Source organism: Streptomyces sp. NPDC056527, from assembly GCF_042794475.1.
GTDB lineage: Bacteria > Actinomycetota > Actinomycetes > Streptomycetales > Streptomycetaceae > Streptomyces.
The window spans coordinates 15175-33811 of the sequence record NZ_JBHTTQ010000017.1 but is presented as its reverse complement, the minus strand read 5'-3'; the positions used below and the strand labels follow the sequence as shown (position 1 = coordinate 33811).

The 18637-nt window shown below is 73.2% G+C and carries 11 protein-coding genes; 3 read left to right on the top strand and 8 right to left on the bottom strand.

What is annotated here, in order from left to right; translation table 11 throughout:
- The first annotated feature begins 261 nt into the window (after positions 1–261).
- Together ACFQ7Q_RS12235 and ACFQ7Q_RS12230 are read left to right on the top strand one after the other, a co-directional pair.
- Positions 262–4080: a trypsin-like peptidase domain-containing protein gene (locus ACFQ7Q_RS12235; RefSeq protein ID WP_383552975.1), complete on the top strand. Its 3819-nt coding sequence runs from the start codon at positions 262–264 to the stop codon at positions 4078–4080.
- Between the two features lie 31 nt (positions 4081–4111).
- A complete protein-coding gene (locus tag ACFQ7Q_RS12230; RefSeq protein ID WP_383552972.1) occupies positions 4112–5068 on the top strand; it encodes a bifunctional riboflavin kinase/FAD synthetase in 957 nt (318 codons plus the stop codon).
- 129 nt (positions 5069–5197) lie between these two features.
- On the opposite strand, the gene ACFQ7Q_RS12225 is transcribed toward ACFQ7Q_RS12230, so the two are convergent.
- The 8 genes from ACFQ7Q_RS12225 to eccE form a co-directional block, all read right to left on the bottom strand.
- The gene (locus ACFQ7Q_RS12225) at positions 5198–6175 is read right to left on the bottom strand and encodes an ABC transporter ATP-binding protein (protein ID WP_383553140.1); all 978 of its coding nucleotides are present in this window, start codon (positions 6173–6175) and stop codon (positions 5198–5200) included.
- A 98-nt stretch (positions 6176–6273) separates the two neighbouring features.
- Positions 6274–7239 (bottom strand): ABC transporter ATP-binding protein, encoded by a 966-nt coding sequence (locus ACFQ7Q_RS12220; protein ID WP_383552969.1) that lies wholly within the window; start codon positions 7237–7239, stop codon positions 6274–6276.
- Entirely contained in the window at positions 7236–8120 is an 885-nt protein-coding gene (locus ACFQ7Q_RS12215) for an ABC transporter permease (RefSeq protein ID WP_383552966.1), read from the bottom strand. The genes ACFQ7Q_RS12220 and ACFQ7Q_RS12215 overlap by 4 nt, the downstream gene beginning before the upstream one ends.
- Positions 8117–9178 (bottom strand): ABC transporter permease, encoded by a 1062-nt coding sequence (locus ACFQ7Q_RS12210; protein WP_383552962.1) that lies wholly within the window; start codon positions 9176–9178, stop codon positions 8117–8119. Before ACFQ7Q_RS12210 ends, ACFQ7Q_RS12215 begins: the two co-directional genes overlap by 4 nt.
- A gap of 3 nt (positions 9179–9181) precedes the next feature.
- Entirely contained in the window at positions 9182–11041 is a 1860-nt protein-coding gene (locus tag ACFQ7Q_RS12205) for an ABC transporter substrate-binding protein (protein WP_383552959.1), read from the bottom strand.
- 185 nt (positions 11042–11226) lie between these two features.
- The gene (locus ACFQ7Q_RS12200; RefSeq protein ID WP_383552956.1) at positions 11227–14529 is read right to left on the bottom strand and encodes an SCO5717 family growth-regulating ATPase; all 3303 of its coding nucleotides are present in this window, start codon (positions 14527–14529) and stop codon (positions 11227–11229) included.
- A gap of 226 nt (positions 14530–14755) precedes the next feature.
- A complete protein-coding gene (locus ACFQ7Q_RS12195) occupies positions 14756–15565 on the bottom strand; it encodes a hypothetical protein (RefSeq protein WP_383552953.1) in 810 nt (269 codons plus the stop codon).
- A complete protein-coding gene (gene eccE / locus ACFQ7Q_RS12190; RefSeq protein WP_383553138.1) occupies positions 15565–16884 on the bottom strand; it encodes a type VII secretion protein EccE in 1320 nt (439 codons plus the stop codon). The genes ACFQ7Q_RS12195 and eccE overlap by 1 nt, the downstream gene beginning before the upstream one ends.
- Positions 16885–17074: 190 nt before the next feature.
- Between eccE and eccB the strand changes: the two genes are divergently transcribed.
- A complete protein-coding gene (gene eccB / locus ACFQ7Q_RS12185) occupies positions 17075–18634 on the top strand; it encodes a type VII secretion protein EccB (RefSeq protein ID WP_383552950.1) in 1560 nt (519 codons plus the stop codon).
- Positions 18635–18637: the final 3 nt, after the last annotated feature.

Sequence of the window (18637 nt, the reverse complement as noted above, 5' to 3'; positions counted from 1 at the left end):
GGGGGGGGGGGGGGGGGGGTGGTGCTCCACCTCTGGGCACCCCCCTCGCGCGGGGGTTTTTGGGGTGCGCCCCGGTTGTTGGGGGGGGGGGGCCCGGGGCGCGCCCCCCCCCCACGATCCCCCTCCGGGGACTGTCTATCCACTCCGAACCCCTCATTCACCCCTTCGGGCAGGCGCTCGGAGTGAAACGGGGGAGCACTGGGGGGCGCGTTCGTCTGTTGCGCTTCTCGGAGTGATCACCGCAGACCTACCGTCGACACCATGGGAAGCGGGGACCTGGCGACGCTGGTACGGATCTGCGATCTGTCGGGCCGACCGCGCGGAACGGGCTTCGTCGCCGACGACCGGGGCACCGTCGTCACCAGCCACGAGGCCGTCGACGGGCTCGTACGGATCATGCTGCACGCCGCCGACGAGCGGATGTGCCTCGCCGAGGCCGACGCCATCACGGCCCTGCCCGAGAGCGGTCTCGCGCTCGTACGGACCGAGGGGCTCGGCGTCCGTCCACTGCCGGTCTCGGCCCGGACCGAGTTCGAGGCCGGAACGTACCTACGGATCGCCGCGCACGGCTGGCGCGAGGCGCGGGTCCTGGGCGGCGCCGCCGTCACGTACACCGCAACCGACCGCTTCCACGTCCTCGGCCACGCCCTGGAGCTGGCCATCGGCACCGAGGGCGCGGAGGCGCTCCGCCTGGGCGGGCAGGCGGCAGGGGGGCCGGTCGTGGACCCCGAGACCGGAGCCGTGGTCGCGGTCCTCGGCACCGCGCTGCACGGCGACCGCCGGGGCCCGGCCGGTTACGCGGTCTCCCTCGCGGCCGTGGAGCCGCTGGCCGCGCTGCTGCGACGGAACGCCGCGACGGTTCCCTGCTACGGCCGGGACCTGAACCTGGCCGGTGTCCTGGAGCTCACCGCCACCTCCCTCGGCTCGGCCGGCGGCCCCAGGGGGTGGGTCGAGCCCGTCGAACGGGCCGTGTGCATCCGCGAGTTCGCCGCATTCGCGGCGGGCGGCGCGCGGGTCCTCGCACTTGTCGGCGAGCCCGGCACCGGCCGCACCACCGCGCTCGCCGCGTACTGCGCCGACCGCGCCAGGGGTGCCGAGCCCGCGCCCACCGTCTGGCTGCGCGGCGCGGATCTCCGCGCGGAGGACGCCTCGGTCGCCGACGCCGTCGCCCGTGTCCTGCGCCAGGCCGGCCGGATCGTCGCGACGACCGGCGCGCGCGGCGACGCCACCACGGCGACCCCGGAACGGGCCGCCGCCCTCGCCCGCGAGGCGGGCCGCCCGCTGCTCGTGATCCTCGACGGCCCTGAGGAGATGCCCCCGACGCTCGCCCACCGACTCCCCGCCTGGACGAGGGGCACGGAATCCTGGCTCCACACCCACGGCGTCCGCCTGATGCTCGGCTGCCGGCCGGAACACTGGGACCAGGCGAGCGTCCTGTACGCGCCGGAGTCCCTGCACGGGGGAGGGCACGGGGCCGGGGCGGAGCGTCGGGTCGGCGACGGAGCGGGCGTCGGCACGGGGCAGGGGGCGGGCGACGGGCACGGCGGATGTGCGCCGGTCCACGTACCGCGGACGCCGGCCCATGTGGCCGGTGCCGTGCCGATCGGGGACCTGACCGAGAGGGAGGCCGCGCCCGCCCTGGCGCGGTACGGGCTCCGTGGGGCCGATCTGGGGACCGAGGACGCGCGGCATCCCCTCGCGCTGCGACTGCTCGCCGAGGTGCGCGAGGCGCTGCCCGGCGATGTGCCGGGACGCCCGGGGCGGGAGGAGATCTTCGGCGCCTACCTGGACCTGATGTGTCTGCGCGTCGCGGTACGGATCGCAGCCGGGTCCCGTCCCCTCCCGCGCGGCGCCGCCGTACGACGGCTCGCGGCGCGGGTGGCCGGGCAGGTTCACGAGGCCGCGCGGCGGTGCCTGGGACCGGGGCAGGGGGAACTGGACCGCGAGTCCTTCGAGGAGATCTTCCCGTGGCGGACCGGCTGGGCGTCCGCGGTCCTCACGGAGGGCCTCGTCGTTCCCGCCGGATCCGGCTACCGCTTCGGTCACGAGGAGCTCGCGGACTGGATCCAGGGCGCTCATCTGGACGTCGACGGCGCCCTGCACGCGCTCGTCCACCGCTGGCACGAGGGCGCGCCGGCCGGGCTCCCGTCCCGGCCCGGGGCGTCGCGCGCCATGCCGACAGGACACGCGCCCCCGCTCGTCGCACACGACACCGCTTCGGAGCCGGGGCGCTCGCTCCCCGTGCCCCGCCACCGGATCGGCCCGGTCGTCCAGGCCCTGCTCCTCCTGGGCCGCGAACAGGGCCCGGCCGCGCTCGCGGGCCGGCTGACGGCCCTGGCCGACGCCCTCGACCGCCTGTCCGGCGCGGACGGGGAGTCGACCGACGCGGCCTGGTGGGGCGCCCGACTGCTGTCCCAGACGCTGCTGCGCCTCCCGGACCTCAAGCCGTACCTCCCGGTCCTGCGCCATCTGGCCGACCACATCGGCACCAGCGCGCCACCCCCGCCGCAGGCAGCCGCCCCGATCCCTGCGCGGGACCCTGAACAGCCGGCCGGCCACGGCCCCGGCTCCAGGCCGGGGAACATGCCCGCACACCGCCCGCCGACCGCGCCCCTGCCCGCCCAGCGCGCCCCCGCCCCGGCCGAGCCGCGCCCCAGCCCGCCGGCCGGGTCGCCGGGGCCCGCCGGTCCGCACGCCCCCGCGCCCCGTGTCCTCGCCTTCGCCCCCTTCGGGCCCGACTTCTGGGAGGCGTTGCGGATCGGGGAAGGGGAGCGGATGGACCTTCTGCGGCGGGTCGTGACTGCCGATGTCGCGCCCGGGGGTGACACGGCGCCCCGGTTCCTCGACGCCGTCGCCGCTCGGCTCGTCGCCGAGCCTCGGGGTGTGCAGCCGTTGCTCTGCCGGTGGTTCGGCGACGGTCGGGCGTTGGCCGCCGCGCCGGACGCCACCGTCGCCACCGCCGCGCAGGCGCTGCTCCACACCCACCGGAGCCTCGCCGTCGACGACCTCTGCGAAGCCCTCGTCGCCACCGCCCATCCGCTCGCCGACGGCCTCCTCACCGCCCTCGCCGAGGACGAGCCCTCGGCCGTGTGCCGGGCCGTCGACCGCTGGGCGCACGACGACGGGCGCCCCGCCCGTCGGGCCGCCGCCGCCGCGTACGGCTGCCTCGTCGCCGAGCACGCCACGACCGGACCCGACCGCGAACTCCTCCGCTACACGGCCCTCGCCCTGCTCGCCCGCCCCGGTGACGCCGCCCTGCACGGGCCCGCCCTCGGCCTCCTCGTCCGCGACCCGCACACCCGCTCGCGCCATCTCCCCCGCGCCGTCACCGACCCCCGCGTCCCCGCGTACGCGCTCGCCGCAGCGCTCCCCACCCACCCCGAACCGGTCCTCGCCGCCTTCCAGGCCCGCCTGCACGGCCCGGGCGTGGCCGCGGGCGAGGTGCTCCGAGCCCTCGCCGAGGTCACCACCCCCGCCCTCGCCCGCCGCGCCGCCGCCCTCGTGCGCGAGTACGTGGACCGTCACCCCGACGGCGCCCGCCACGCCGCCGCCTTCGTCGACCGTCGCCTCGAAGACGGACCGGCCGCCCGGGCGATCCTCTTCCCGCTCGTCACCGGCCTCCTCAAGAACCGTTCCGTGCAGGTCCGCAGCGCCCTCGCCACGGTGTTCGCCGCCCCCGGCACCGGCGCCTCCCGCCTCCTGCGCAACGAACTCCTCGACATCCTGCTCGACCACGAGCGGTACGAGGCCCGGGACCTGGCCGTGCTCGACGCCCTGCTGCGCGCCGCCGCACTCGGCTGCGAGCGGCGCGCCGAGGTCCGTACGCGCGACCTCGTCCGCCGCGCCGGCCTCCTCCTCGTCCGTACCCCCGAGGGCGCCACCTGCCTCGACCGACGGCTCTCCGGGCTCGCCCGCGAAGTGCCCGCCTTCGCCGTCCAGCTGGCCGGCTGGCTCACCGCGGCCCCGGCGGAATGGGCCGCCCTCGTCGGCCCCGGCGCCCGCCGTACGGTACTGAGCCTCGGCAGTTCCATGCCGATGCGAGACGACGGCCGTGGGCATGGCAGTCTTAGACCTGCGTAATCGGCGAACAGGCGGACGAGGAGCGGTCACAGTGCAGCGCTGGCGTGGCTTGGAGGACATCCCCCAGGACTGGGGGCGCAGCGTCGTCACCATCGGCTCCTACGACGGTGTGCACCGCGGGCACCAGCTGATCATCGGGCGGGCGGTGGACCGCGCCCGCGAACTCGGCGTCCCCTCGGTCGTCGTCACCTTCGACCCGCACCCCTCCGAGGTCGTACGGCCCGGCAGCCACCCGCCCCTGCTCGCCCCGCACCACCGGCGCGCGGAGCTGATGGCCAAGCTGGGCGTGGACGCGGTGCTGGTCCTGCCCTTCACGGCCGAGTTCTCGCAGCTCTCCCCGGCGGACTTCATCGTGAAGGTCCTCGTCGACAAGCTCCATGCGAAGGCCGTCATCGAGGGCCCGAACTTCCGCTTCGGACACCGGGCCGCCGGCAACGTCGACTTCCTGGCCGAGCTGGGCGCCACCTACGACTACGAGGTCGAGGTCGTCGACCTCTACGTGAGCGGTACGGCGGGCGGCGGCGAGCCGTTCTCCTCCACGCTCACCCGCCGCCTCGTCGCCGAGGGTGACATGGAGGGCGCCGGCGAGATCCTCGGCCGCCCGCACCGCGTCGAGGGCATCGTCGTCCGCGGTGCCCAGCGCGGCCGCGAGCTCGGCTTCCCGACCGCCAACGTCGAGACCCTGCCGCACACCGCCATTCCGGCCGACGGCGTGTACGCCGGATGGCTGACGGCGGCGGGGGAGCGGATGCCCGCCGCGATCTCGGTCGGCACCAACCCCCAGTTCGACGGCACCGAGCGGACCGTCGAGGCGTACGCGATCGACCGCGAGGGGCTCGACCTGTACGGCCTGCACGTGTCCGTGGACTTCCTGGCGTACGTCCGCGGGATGCTGAAGTTCGACACCCTGGACGCGCTGCTGGAAGCGATGGCCGACGACGTGAAGCGCTCCCGGGAACTCACGGAGGCGTACGACCGGAAGAGCTGACGGCGGCCGTCGGCGCCGGTCCTGAGCGGGCGTGTCCGGCGGCTCCTGCACGGCGCCGCGCGGACACGGTCCTGGGCGAGCGTGTCCGGCGGCTCCTGATCGGCGCCGCGCGGACACCCTCACCACCCGTCAGCCCCCGCTCGTGACCTCCGCCCTGTCGCGCACCCAGTGACACGCCACGTCCCGCGCCCCGCCGCCGCCCAGTATGGGCAGGTCCTCGCCGCGGCAGCGGTCCGCGACGGCGGACGCCTCCCCCGAGGCCAGGACCTGGCAGCGGGCGTGGAAGCGGCAACCGGACGGGATGCGGGCCGGGTCCGGTGGCTCGCCGGTCAGGATCACCGGCTCGCCCTCGGACTCCGGCAGAACCGACAACAGGGCCCGGGTGTACGGGTGCTGAGGTGACGTCAGTACGGACTCCACCGTGCCCGTCTCCACGATCCGCCCCAGGTACATCACCGCCACCCGGTCCGCGATGTTCCACGCGAGCCCCAGGTCGTGCGTGACGACCAGCGCCGACAGGCCCAGTTCGTCCCGCAGGCGCAGCAGCAGCGCCAGGATCTCGCCGCGTACCGACGCGTCCAGCGAGGCCACCGGCTCGTCCGCGACGATCAGTTCGGGCTGGAGGACCAGCGCGCCCGCGATGACGACCCGCTGACGCTGCCCGCCGGACAGCTCGTGCGGGTAGCGCAGGAAGAAGCGCTCCGGCGGGCGCAGTCCGGCCCGTGAAAGGGCCTCCCCGACGGCGGCCCGCTCGTCCCCCGCGTAACCGTGGATCCGCAGCCCCTCGGCCACGGCGTCGTACACCGTGTGGCGCGGATTCAGCGAGCCGCTGGGGTCCTGGAGGACCAACTGCGCCCGCTTCCGGTACGCCTTGAGGGCGCGGGAGGTGTACGACAGCGGTTCTCCGGCGAAGGTGACGGACCCGGACGTCGGCGGCACGAGGCCGAGCAGAGAACGGGCCAGTGTCGTCTTGCCGCATCCCGACTCGCCGACCAGCGCCACGATCTCGCCCGCGCCGATGTCCAGGTCCACGCCGTCCACCGCGCGGGCGGCCGGTGCGCCCCGCCGCCCGGGGAAGGTGACCCGAAGGCCGGTCGCCGACAACAGGGGAACCGGCGGCGCGGGTGCGGGCGGCGCGGGGCTCGACGCCCCGGCCCGGACCGGCGAGCCCGCCTCGGACGCGCCGCCGTCGGGTGTCAACGGATTCACGAGCCACTCCCTACGTGTACGCAGGCCGCCCGGCGCCCCGCGCCCGCCTCCCGCAGTTCCTGGTCCTGCTCGCCGCACACCTCCACCGCCATCGGGCAGCGCGGGTGGAAGGCGCAGCCGACCGGCAGATCGGCAGGGTCCGGCGGATCGCCCGGAAGACCGCGAGGGGCCCGCCGGGACGCCGGGTCGCCGATCCTCGGGAAGGCCGAGGACAGCGCCCGCCCGTACGGGTGCTCCGCCGCGTCGTACACCGCCCGCGCCGGGCCCTCCTCCACGACCCGCCCGGCGTACATCACCGCGAGCCGGTCGCAGGTGTCGGCGAGGACCGCGAGATCGTGGCTGATCATCAGCAGACTGATCTCGTCGTCGGCCACCAGGCGCTCGATCAGCCGCAGGATCTGGGCCTGGATCATCACGTCCAGCGCCGTCGTCGGCTCGTCGGCCACGATCAGCCGGGGATCGCAGGCGAGCGCCATCGCGATCATCACCCGCTGGCGTTGCCCGCCGGAGAGTTCGTGCGGATAGGCCGCCGCCCGCGCCGCAGGCAGCCCGACGTGCTCCAGCAGCTCCCCGACCCGCTTGCGGGCCGCCGCCGGGGTGGAGCGCCCGTGGGTGAGCAGCGGCTCGGCGATCTGGTCGCCGATACGGTGCACCGCGTTCAGCGAGTGCATCGCCCCCTGGAAGACGATCGACGCCCCCGCCCAGCGCACGGCCCGCAGCCGTCCCCACTTCATGGCGAGGACGTCCTCGCCGTCGAGCAGGATCTCCCCGGTCAGCCGGGCGGACGCCGGCAGCAGGCGCAGCAGCGCGAGCGCCATCGTCGACTTCCCGCAGCCCGACTCGCCCGCGACCCCGAGCTTCTGCCCGGCGGCCAGGGTGAGATCGACCCCTCGCACGGCGGGGACGGCGGCCGCTCCCGACCCGTACGTCACGCTCAGGTTCCGTACCTCCAGCAGGCTCATCGACCCACCCCCAGCTTCGGGTTCAGCACGGACTCGACGGCCCGCCCGCACAGCGTGAACGCGAGCGCGACCAGCGCGATCGCGATCCCGGGCGGGGCGAGGTACCACCAGTGACCGGAGGAGACCGCGCCCGCCTCCCGCGCGTCCTGGAGCATTCCGCCCCAGGACACCACCGTCGGATCGCCGAGGCCGAGGAAGGCCAGCGTCGCCTCGGTGAGGATCGCGGTGGAGATGCCGAGCGTGGTCTGCGCGAGCACCAGCGGCATCACGTTGGGCAGCACGTGCCGGCTCATGATGTGCCCGTGTCCGCCGCCGAGAGCCGTGGCCCGCTCGATGTACGGCCGGGACTCCACCGCGATCGTCTGGGCGCGCACCAGCCGGGCGGTGGTCGGCCAGCTGGTGACGCCGATCGCGAGGATCACGGTCCACATCGATCGGGACAGCACGGTCGCGAGGACGATCGCGAGGACGAGTGTCGGCATCACCAGGAACCAGTCGGTGATCCGCATGACGACGGTCGAGAACCAGCCGCCGTAGTGGCCGGCGATGATGCCGACGAGGGTGCCGATGGCGACCGACAGCGCCGCGGCGAGGAGCCCGACGAGCAGCGAGATCCTCGCCCCCCAGAGCAGCAGGCCGAGCAGCGAGCGCCCGAACTGGTCCGTCCCGAGCGGGAATTCGGCGCTCGGGGACTCCAGGGCCGTGCCCGGCGCGTTGGTGACCGACTGCACGTCGGCGCCGACGATCAGCGGGGCGGCGAGCGCCAGCAGTGCGATGACGGCGAGCCCGGCCAGGCCGTAGAGACCGGCGCGGTGGGTCCGGTACTGCTTCCAGAAGCGGGACACCGTACCGCGTCGGCGTTCCCATACGAGAGAGGTCATCGGCCCACCCGGGGATCGAGCAGCGGATAGAGCAGGTCGGCGATCAGGTTCATCACGATCATCGCCCCGGCGAAGACCACGAACAGGCCCTGGACGAGCGGCAGATCGGGCACGCTCAGCGCCTGGTAGAACAGCCCGCCGAGTCCCGGCCAGGAGAACACGGTCTCCACCAGGATCGAACCGGCCGCCACATGGCCGAGGTTGATGAAGACCATGGTCACGGTCGGCAGCAGGGCGTTCGGCACGGCGTGCCGCCGCCGTACGACGTCGTCCCGGAGCCCCTTGGCCCGCGCGGTGGTCAGATAGTCGCTGCCCATCTCGTCGAGCAGCGAGGAGCGCATCACCAGCAGGGTCTGGGCGTAGCCGACGGCCACCAGGGTGAGGACCGGCAGCACCATGTGGTGCGCGACGTCGAGGACGTACGCGAAGCCGGTCTCGCCCGCGCCGGACTCCATGCCGCCCGTCGGGAAGAGCCCCGGGATCGGGCCGATGCCCACCGAGAAGACGATGATCAGGAGCAGTCCGAGCCAGAACGAGGGCACGGACCACAGGGTGAGCGCGACGCCCGTGTTGAGCTTGTCGCCGAGACCGCCGTGGTGCCAGGCGGATCGGGTGCCGAGCCAGAGCCCGAGCGCCGAGTAGATCATCACGGCGACGCCGGTGAGCAGCAGGGTGGCCGGCAGCTTCTGTGTGATGAGGTCGCCGACCGGGGCGTGGAACTGGTACGAGGCGCCGAGGTCGCCGCTCAGCGCCTTGGCGCAGTAGTCGGTGAACTGCTGCCAGAGCGGCAGATCGAGCCCGAACTGCCGGCGCAGGGTCGCCAGCTGTTCGGCCGAGGTCGGCACACCGTGCGTCATCGCCTTGACCGGGTCACCGGGGATGATCCGGAAGAGGAAGAAGCTGGTGACGAGCACGGCGAGCAGCGAGACGGCCGCGCCGCCCAGCTTGCCGGCCACATAGCGGAGGTACTGGAGGGTCGTACCGGTGCGGGAGGCGCCGTCCGTGGTGCGGACCTTCTCGGTCCGCACCACGTCGGCGGGCGTGCTTGCTGTCGTCACGGACTACTCGCGGTCGTCGGCGGTGGACCGGCGCTTCATGCCGAGGAAGACACCGAGGGCGACCACGACCACCACGGCGGCACCGATGCCGATGATCACACCGCTGTTCGAGCCGCTCGATCCGCCGTCGGCCGAGGAGCCGGCGGCAGAGGTGGTGGGGACGGCCGACCACCAGCTCCAGTAGCCGTCCTGGCCGTAGAGATTGCCGGCGGCCGCCGGCATCGTCGTGATGGAGTCGATCTGGTCCGTGCGGTACGCCTCGAGTGCGTTCGGGTACGCCATGACATTCATGTACCCGGTGTCGTACAGCCGTGACTGCATCTGCTTGACCAGATCCGCCCGCTTGGCGGCGTCGTACTCCACCGACTGCTGCGCGTACAGGGCGTCGAACTGCTTGTCGCAGATGAAGTTGTCGGTCGCCCCGGAGTCCTTCGGGGTCGCCGGCAGGGTGCCGCAGGTGTGGATCGACAGGACGTAGTCGGGGTCGGGGTTGACCGACCAGCCGTCGAAGGCGAGGTCGTAGTCGCCCTTCGTCCACGGGTCGCCGACGTTGTCGAGGCACTCGACCTTCAGCCCGATGCCGAGCTCGCCCCACCACTCCTGGAGGTACTTGCCGATCGCCTTGTCGTTCGGGTCGGTGGCGTGACACAGGATCCGGAAGTCCAGCGGCTTGCCGTCCTTGCCGACCCGCTTGCCGTCGCCGTTCTTCTTGTATCCGGCCTGGTCGAGGAGGAGCCCTGCCTTGGCCGGGTCGTAGGCCAGCTTCTGCGTGGCCTCCGGCTTCCAGAAGTACGAGGCGAAGCGCGGCGGGATGTAGCCCTCGCCCTCGACGGCGTGGCCCTGGAAGACCTTGTCGACGATCGTGGTCCGGTCCACGGAGAGGAAGAGCGCCTTGCGGACCACCGGCTCGAGCAGCGCCTTGTGGCCGTTGCCGAAGGTCTTGCCGTCCTTGGAGCGGGCGCCCGGGTTGGTGGCCAGGGCGAAGAAGCGCCGGCCGGGGGCGTCGTTGACCTTGATGTTCTTCGCGGACTTCAGGGCCGCGGCCTGGGCGGGCGTCAGGTTCGGTACGAAGGACACCTCGCCCTTCTGCAGGGCGGCGACGGCCGCGTCACCGTCCTTGTAGTACTTGAACACCAGCTCGTCGAACTTGGGTGTGCCACGCCAGAAGTCCTTGTTCGGCTTCAGCTTGATGTACTGGTCGACCTTGAAGTCCGTGATGACGAACGGGCCGTTGCCGACGATCGGGAACTGCTGGTCGTTGTTGAACTTCGAGAAGTCGCCGACCTTCTCCCAGACGTGCTTGGGCACGATCGGCACGTCCAGCGCCGTCATCGTGGCCTGGGGCTTCTTCAGCTCGATGACGAGCGTCTGCGGGTCGGGCGCGGTGACCGTCTTGAAGTTGGACGTGAAGCTGCCGTTCGCGGTGGCGGCGTTCTCGTCGGTCATCATCTTGTTGAAGGTCCAGGCGGCGTCCTCGGCCGTGGCCTGCTTCCCGTCGGACCACTTGGAGTCCTTGCGGATCGTGTACGTCCACGTCAGCTTGTCGGGGGAGGACTTCCACTCGGTCGCCAGACCCGGGATCGGCTTGGCGTCGTTCGCGTCGTAGTTCGTCAGGTACTCGTAGGCCAACCGGTGGATGCTGGTGGAGACGAGCTTCTGCGCGAGGAAGGGGCTCAGCGAGTCGATGCTCTGCGAGACCGCGACGGTGAGCGTGGTGTTCTCGTCGGCTGCTTGGGCGGTGGTCCGGGCGGTGGCTTGGGGCGCGACCACGAGCGTGGTGGCGGCGACACCTGCGGCGAGGAGCAGCCGGGGGAGTCTTCGGGGGGCGACCTGGCGGGAGGGAACCTTCGTGACCTTGACCATGGGACGTGACCTCGCGTTGGGGTTCTGTCGTCGATCTTGGGGCGCCAACTGGTGAAGCGAAGGTCTATCAGCGGTGACGGAGCGGCGTCAACGATGACTCAAACCCCTTGTGGGCTGCGGGAATGCCAAGAGGCTCCGCACCGGGGAGCCGGTGCGGAGCCTCATTGGTCCAGTCCTCTGACGCCTTACTGTTGAGGGGCTGGCGGTGCCTGCGGAGGCTGCTGCCAGCCCTGCGGCACACCGGGCTGACCGGGCTGCTGCGGGTAGGGCTGCTGCTGCGGGTAAGGCTGCGGCTGGGCCTGCGGGTACGGCTGCTGAGGCGGCTGACCGCCGTACGGCTGACCCGGCTGCGGAGCCTGGGGGGCGTACGGCTGACCGGGTGCCGGCTGACCGCCATACGGCTGACCGGGCATCGGCTGACCGGGCTGACCGGGCATCGGCGGGGCCATGTGCGGCGGAACGCCGCCCTGGCCGTCACCGGTCCACAGCCCCTGCGCCTGCTGCGCCCGCACGAAGTCCTCGGCGACCATCGCGGACAGGTTGAAGTACGCCTCGCGCGTCTTCGGCCGCATCATGTCGAGGTCGACCTCGGCGCCCGCCGACAGGTGCTCGTCGAACGGCACGACCACGACCCCGCGGCAGCGGGTCTGGAAGTGCTGCACGATGTCGTCGACCTTGATCATCTTGCCGGTCTCGCGGACTCCCGAGATGACAGTGATGGAGCGCTGCACCAGCTCCGCGTATCCGTGCGCGGAGAGCCAGTCGAGCGTCGTCGACGCGCTGGAGGCACCGTCCACGGACGGGGTGGAGATGATGATCAGCTGGTCGGCGAGGTCGAGCACCCCGCGCATCGCGCTGTAGAGCAGACCCGTACCGGAGTCGGTCAGGATGATCGGGTACTGCTTGCCCAGCACGTCGATCGCGCGCCGGTAGTCCTCGTCGTTGAACGTCGTAGAGACGGCCGGGTCCACGTCGTTGGCGATGATCTCCAGACCGGAGGGCGCCTGCGAGGTGAAGCGGCGGATGTCCATGTACGAGTTGAGGTACGGGATCGCCTGAACGAGGTCACGGATGGTGGCCCCGGTCTCGCGCCGCACCCGGCGGCCGAGCGTGCCCGCGTCCGGGTTGGCGTCGATCGCCAGGATCTTGTCCTGCCGCTCGGTGGCAAGGGTCGAGCCCAGCGCGGTGGTCGTCGTGGTCTTGCCGACACCGCCCTTGAGGGAGATGACCGCGATCCGGTAGCAGGACAGCACCGGCGTACGGATCAGGTCGAGCTTGCGCTGCCGCTCGGCCTCCTCCTTCTTGCCGCCGAGCTTGAAGCGGGCCGATGCACCGGGGTTCCGGCTGGACTTGGCCTTCTGCTTGTTGTTGCGCAGCAGACGGTCGGAGGAGAGCTCCACGGCCGCGTTGTAGCCGAGCGGGGCACCCGGCACGGAACGCTCGCGCTGGTCGTGCGTGACCGCGGTGGGCCAGGCGGCCCCGGTCCGCGGATCGACCGGCGGCTGCCCGGCCTGCGGCGGCACGGGCGCCTGGTGGGGCGGCACCTGGTGGTCCGGCTGCATCTGCCCGGGCACCTGAGGTGCCTGCTGGGCGGGCTGCCCGCCGGGGTGCGGGAAGCCGTAGCCGCCCTGGGGTGCCGGCTGCGCGCCCGGTGCGCCGGGCTGCGGGACGCCGTAGCCACCCTGCGGGGCGGCGGCGTTGGCCTCGGGCGCCTGCGGCGCGGGCTGTGCGGCACCGGGGTGCGGGAAGCCGTAACCACCCTGCGGTGCCGGGGTGCCGGCTCCGGGTGCCTGCGGCGCGGGCTGCGCGCCCGGGTGCGGGAAGCCGTAGCCACCCTGGGGGGTGGGCTGAGCGCCCGGGGTTCCCGGGTGGGGGAAGCCGTAGCCGCCCTGCGGGGCAGGGGCGTTGGGCTCGGGTGTCTGCGGTGCGGGCTGTGCGCCGGGGTGGGGGAAGCCGTAGCCGCCCTGCGGGGCGGGGGCGTTGGGCTCGGGTGTCTGCGGTGCGGGCTGTGCGCCGGGGTGCGGGAAGCCGTAGCCGCCCTGCGGTGCCGGGGTGCCCGCCTCGGGGGTCTGCGGGGCCGGCTGCAGCGCCGGGTTCGGGAACCCGTAGGCGCCCTGACCCTGCGGCGGGACGGGCGCGGGCTGCGGCTGACCGGGCGGCGGGAAGCCGTAGCCGCCCGGAGCTTCCTGCGGCGGCACGGGTGCGTTCGGGGTCGTCGGGGCCGGCCAGGAGGCGGCGGCCGGCAGCGGTGCCGCCGGCGGCACCGACTGGTCGCCCGTGGGCGCCGGGGCGGGCCACTGCGGCGCCGCGGCGGGGGCCGCGGGCTGGAACGACGGCGGCAGCGGGGGCAGCCCGGCGCCGTCCTGCGGCGCGGCGGGGCTCCACGGCTCGGGCGCCGGGGGCAGGGCCGGAGGCAGCGCGGCGGGGACCGCGTCCTGGGGCTCGGTGGCCGCGGGAGCGGCGTCCTCGGGCGTGCCGGCGGCCGGCAGCGCGAGCGCGGCCCCGTCATGCGCCTCGTCCGACGGGGCGTCGGCGGCGGGCAGCGCGAGCGCCGCGCGGTCGCCGGCGTCGGCCGTGTCCTGCTCGGGGGACTCGCCCGCCGGCAGGGCCGGGACGCCGGGCGCCTCGGCGGCCTCCGGTGCCGTGCTCGTGGCGTCGTCCGCCGGTGCGGAACCCTCGGAGTCCGCCGACGAAGGCTCACCGGTGGGGCTGACGGCGGCAGCCGACTCGTCCTTCTCCTGCAGACCGGGGGCGCCGCCCTCGGCAGCGCCGATGCTCTGGTCGCCCGATACGACGGCTCCGCCCTCGGATCCGGTCGGGGTCGCGCCGGGAGTGCCGTGGGTGTCCAACGCGGACGGCGTGCCCGCGCCGGTGTCCGCCGGACCGTCCGCCGCTCCACCGGAGGTGGCGTCCGCGCCGTGAGCGTTCTCGGCCGAGGCCGAGGCCGCGCGCTCGGAGATCTCCGCCATCTCGCGCTTCAACGCGGCGGGGGAGAAGCGCATGGTGGCGCCGCTCTCCAGATCGCCGCCCCCGAAGGACCCACCGTCGGCGGGCACGGCCGGTGCGACCGGTGCCGGATCCGGCACGGCGGGAGCGACCGGCGCGGGAGCGACCGGAACCGGTGCCACCGGGGTCGGCGCGACCGGGGCGGCAACCGGTGCCACCGGAGCCGGTGCGACCGGGGCGGGAGCCACCGGAGCCACCGGAGCCGGCGGTGCCGGAGGCTGAGGCGCCCAGTTGGGCTCGTACCCGCTGCCCGCCGGAAGCCCCGGAACGGCAACGGGCGCACCGCTCGGCGGCGGGGGCGTCGCGCCCCCGGCGCCCCCGGAAGTCCCGGAGCCGGCCGATCCCGACGCGTTCTGCGTGTACCAGGCCGGAGGGGTGTAGTCGATGGTGAACTCACCCGTCATCTCGGCGGGATCCGCGTCGGACTGATCATCGGCGGGTGGATTCCAACCCCCGTGGATCTCGTCCCGATCGCCGTTCACTTTGCCTCCTGGTGTGGTCGCGCACCCTTGTGCTGTCGTGGGCGGGCCCTACCCACCCTAAACGCCAACCGTGTCCGTGGGGCAGGCCCGGCTGCCCGCCCACGTCTGTCCCGTAGATCACGTCTCGCCCCCAAGTGACCTACTGGCACCGCAGAGTGAACCACAGGTGATCACGTGGCGATTCAAACCCGTACAAAAATGGACGGGATGGGAAAATGTCGTGCCGTCAGTCCATCCGGCGCGCGCTGCCCAACAATCCGGTCTCGGCGTCCGTCGCCTGCGTCATCACGAACTGCCGGTCGCTCGGCGTGCACCACAGGGTCACGCCGTCGGCGAGCGTCGACAACGCCTCCGACTCCACTCGCGGCAGCCCCATGATGCGGCCGATCTGCGCGGCCTCGTCCGGGGACACCCGCTGGACACCGACCAGCGAGGACTTCTCCAGAAGACGCGGCGCCACCGGGCTCAGGTACGGCAGCAGCGTCACCACCGACTGCCAGGGGCCGGACACGACGCGGCCGCGCGGCGGACGCATGCCGCAGTCCCGCACCACGACCACCGGACTGCCGGCCGACGCGCCCTGCGGCGGGACGCGGCCGACGTCGTGCAGCGTGATGCACGGCTGACCGCCGCCCGCGGCCTGCGCGAGCGCGGTCCACGCCTGCGCCCGGCCGGTCTCCACGGCCACCCGTGCTCCGGTCGCGGCCGCGCGCAGCGCCATGACCTGCGCCGTCCACAGACCGCCGATCAGCGTCACGTCGTACGGAGTGGGGCGGTTGATGCCGAGCACCGCGGGCCGGCCCTCGGCGTCCACGCCGATGACCATGCCGTCGTCGCCGACCGGAAGGCCGAGCGCGCCGAGTTGCTCCAGCGGTACCGCGTGCCGGTCGCGGCGCGGCCCGACGAGCCCGAAGCCGAATCTGGGCTTCGTGGCCCTCCCCGTACCGCGTCCGGAAGCGCCGCGTCTGCCGGCACCGGCGCCCGTACCCCGAGCGCCGGGAGAAGGCTGAGAAGAAGGCGTGGTGGAGAAGGACATCAGCGCGCACCCCCGAGCGGCAGCGAAGCCAGCATGGCCGGAACCTGTTCGCGGTCGAGCCGCACCAGACCCGTCTTCACCCCGCGCGCCGCACGCTCCAGTTCGTGCCGCGCCGCCACGAGCTCCTCGTCGCTGCGGCCGGTGATCCGTACGTGTCCGGCCACCGTCACCTCCTGACGGTCACCGCCGCTCAGCGTCAGGCTGAACGTCGTCGCGAGCGCCGGGAGCGAGGTCAGCAGCGCGATCAGCTGGGGCATCGACGCACCCGCGCCACCCGTGCCGCCCAACTGAGGCCAGCGCCCCACCCAGTACGTCGTATGGCGACGGTCGTCGACCCGCCACGTCCGCGCGGTCTCCTGGGTCCGTCGCGCCTGCGCCTGGCCACGTCCAGCCTGCGCGATCGCCATCGGGCTCGCGCACGTCGACGTCGCCAGCGCGGCGATCAGCTCCTGCTCGGTGAGCACGGTCGCCTTGAACCCGGCGCCGGCCAGCCGGCTCGCCAACTGGTCCGCGGCGCGCACCACACACTTCTGCGCGCCCTCCAGGCCTCCGCCGCGGGCGGCGACCGCCTCCGGGCACAGTTCCGGGTCCAGCTTCAGCGCCACCCAGGTGATCCGCAGCGCCGGCGAACCCGTCTGAGCCTGCAGCGGGGCGTAGTTCCGCTTGGCCATCGACTGCTCAGGCAGATGCGGGGCGGGCGCCGGCTGCGTGTGCTGCACGATCTGCGCGGACTCCAGCTTGATGCCGTCCACGTCCAGGACGTCCCGGACGAGCGCGACGGGCAGCGGCCGTGCCGCGCGGTCCGGACGCAGCGCCGTGGCCTCCGACTCGACGCGCACCAGGGCGGTGAGGAACGTGCCGTCGCCGACCATCCCGACCGGCCTGCGGTCCCGGTCGCTGTACGCGTAGGTGCGCAGCGCGGGGTCGCACTCCACGACCGGCGCGAGGCCGGGCTCCGTGCCCTCCGGGAGGACGAGCGAGGCGGCCCGGCGCGTACGGGTGCGCAGGGCGAGATAGGTGGCGAGCCACTCCGGCATCGAGCGGCGGTGTCTGCGCACCACCGCGAGCAGGACCAGCAGCGCGGCGACGACACCGGCCGGCACCAGCAGCAACGGCTCGATGACCCAGGCCACGAGGAGCAGCGCCGCCGCTACCTCAATCAGTACGAGCTGTTGCAATCGGAACGATCCGAAGTGTCCCGGACGTGCCTGAAGTCGCGGCGCGACGGCCGACGGTGCGCCCGCCGAGGTCTGCGCCGGAGGCGCCGAGGAGGGTGCGGCCGCCGCACGCCGCGTCCGCGTCCGCGTAGCGGATGCCATCATGGAGAATCCCCCCAATTCGTCCCGATCACCCTGGCCCGCCAGGGCTTTGGCGGCTCGTTCACCCTACCCGCCCCACAAGCACCACCGGACAGCAGGCATAGTAGGGGGCCGGTCCGACAGCCGGGGCCCGGGTGCCATGCCCCCCGGACTCGTCGGTGAAGACTGCGCCTGACGAAAATGGGGACTCATGGCATCACGGCGGGATGAGCTCAACGCGTACACCTTTGCGAAGAAGCGCACGGTGGCCGCATTCCTCCAACCTTCGCCCTCGGGCACGGAGGAGGGGGCGCCGAGGCCGTTGCGCGCGATCGTCCCCGGCCTGATCGTGGGCGCGGTGGTGCTCGCGGGCTTCGGAGCCTGGGGCATGTTCAGCCCCAAGGCACCCAAGGGTTGGGACGAGCCCGGTACCAAGGTGATCGTGGGCAAGCAGTCGACCACCCGGTACGTCGTGCTCTCCACCGGCAAGGGCAAGGACAAGAAGACCCTGCTCCACCCGGTCCTCAACCTGGCCTCGGCGCGGCTCCTGCTCACGCCGCAGCAGTTCTCGGTCATCCAGGTCGACGACAAGCTGCTCGACGCGGGCAATCCGCCGCGCGGCCCGATCCTGGGCATCCCGTACGCCCCCGACCGGCTCCCGACCGCCGACGAGGCGGGCGCCGCCAAGCGCTGGGCCGTGTGCGAACAGCCCGGTGGCGGCAAGGGAGCCAGCGTCCAGAAGGCCACGTTCGTCTTCGCCCAGCGGGACTTCAAGCGCACCGAGGGCAGCGGACAGCTCAAGGACGGGCAGATGATGTACGTCCAGGGGCAGAAGGACAAGGCCCGCTACCTGGTCGACCACCAGGGCACGAAGTACCTGCTGCCCGGCACCCCCGCGGAGTCCGCCGGTCTCACCACGGCGCTCGTCGGCCTCAACAAGGAGCCCCAGCAGGTCACGGACGACTGGCTGGCGACCCTGCACACGGGCAGCCCCATCGAGTTCCCGCAGATCCCCGGCAAGGTCGGCGACCCGGCCGGCATCGGCGGCGGCAACCTCAGCCAGACCGAGGACCGGGTCGGCATGGTGCTGCTCGGTCAGACCGGTTCCGGGCCGCAGCACTACGTCGTGCTGCCCGGCAAGGTCCAGCCGGTGTCGGAGTTCACCGCCTGGCTGCTCATCAACTCGCCGCAGACCGACGCCCTCGACATGGACGGCAAGGCGACCACGGTCGACGCGGCCTCCTTCACCCCGGACTCCGCCACCTTCGGAACCCAGTACCGCTGGCCCACCCGAAAGTCCGAGCAGGTCAACACGGTGACCGGCGCGGGCGCCCGGGACACCCTGTGCAGCGTGCTCAATCAGGTCGACGACAAGGGCCGTACGACGCTGACCACCTGGGCCGGTACGAAGTACCCGGCCGAGATCACCGCCGGCGGCACCAGCACGTACGTCACCCCGGGCAGCGGTCTGCTCTACACCCAGGTCCAGGGCAACCAGACCAAGCCCGACGGCTCGCTCTTCCTCGTCACCGACACCGGTCTGCGCTACGCGGTGCAGGCCAACGGCGACAGCGACGCGGCCCGCTCCGACATCGGCGCCGGGGAGCAGGACGACAAGCAGACCGACGGCCGCCCGGAACCGAGCGAGGCGCAGACTCGTCTCGGCTACGAGAAGGTCACTCCACTCCTCGTCCCGATCACGTGGTCGGAGTTCCTGTCCAAGGGGCCGAGGCTCGACACCAACAGCGCGCGTCAGCCGCAGGGTTCGTGAGGA

Bases quoted from the DNA above. Each gene is read 5' to 3' on its own strand.
- ACFQ7Q_RS12235 (WP_383552975.1), top strand. From the start codon at position 262: ATGGGAAGCGGGGACCTGGCGACGCTGGTACGGATCTGCGATCTGTCG.
- ACFQ7Q_RS12220 (WP_383552969.1), bottom strand. From the start codon at position 7,239: ATGAGCCTGCTGGAGGTACGGAACCTGAGCGTGACGTACGGGTCGGGA.
- ACFQ7Q_RS12215 (WP_383552966.1), bottom strand. From the start codon at position 8,120: ATGACCTCTCTCGTATGGGAACGCCGACGCGGTACGGTGTCCCGCTTC.
- ACFQ7Q_RS12205 (WP_383552959.1), bottom strand. From the start codon at position 11,041: ATGGTCAAGGTCACGAAGGTTCCCTCCCGCCAGGTCGCCCCCCGAAGA.
- ACFQ7Q_RS12195 (WP_383552953.1), bottom strand. From the start codon at position 15,565: ATGTCCTTCTCCACCACGCCTTCTTCTCAGCCTTCTCCCGGCGCTCGG.
- eccE (WP_383553138.1), bottom strand. From the start codon at position 16,884: ATGGCATCCGCTACGCGGACGCGGACGCGGCGTGCGGCGGCCGCACCC.
- eccB (WP_383552950.1), top strand. From the start codon at position 17,075: ATGGCATCACGGCGGGATGAGCTCAACGCGTACACCTTTGCGAAGAAG.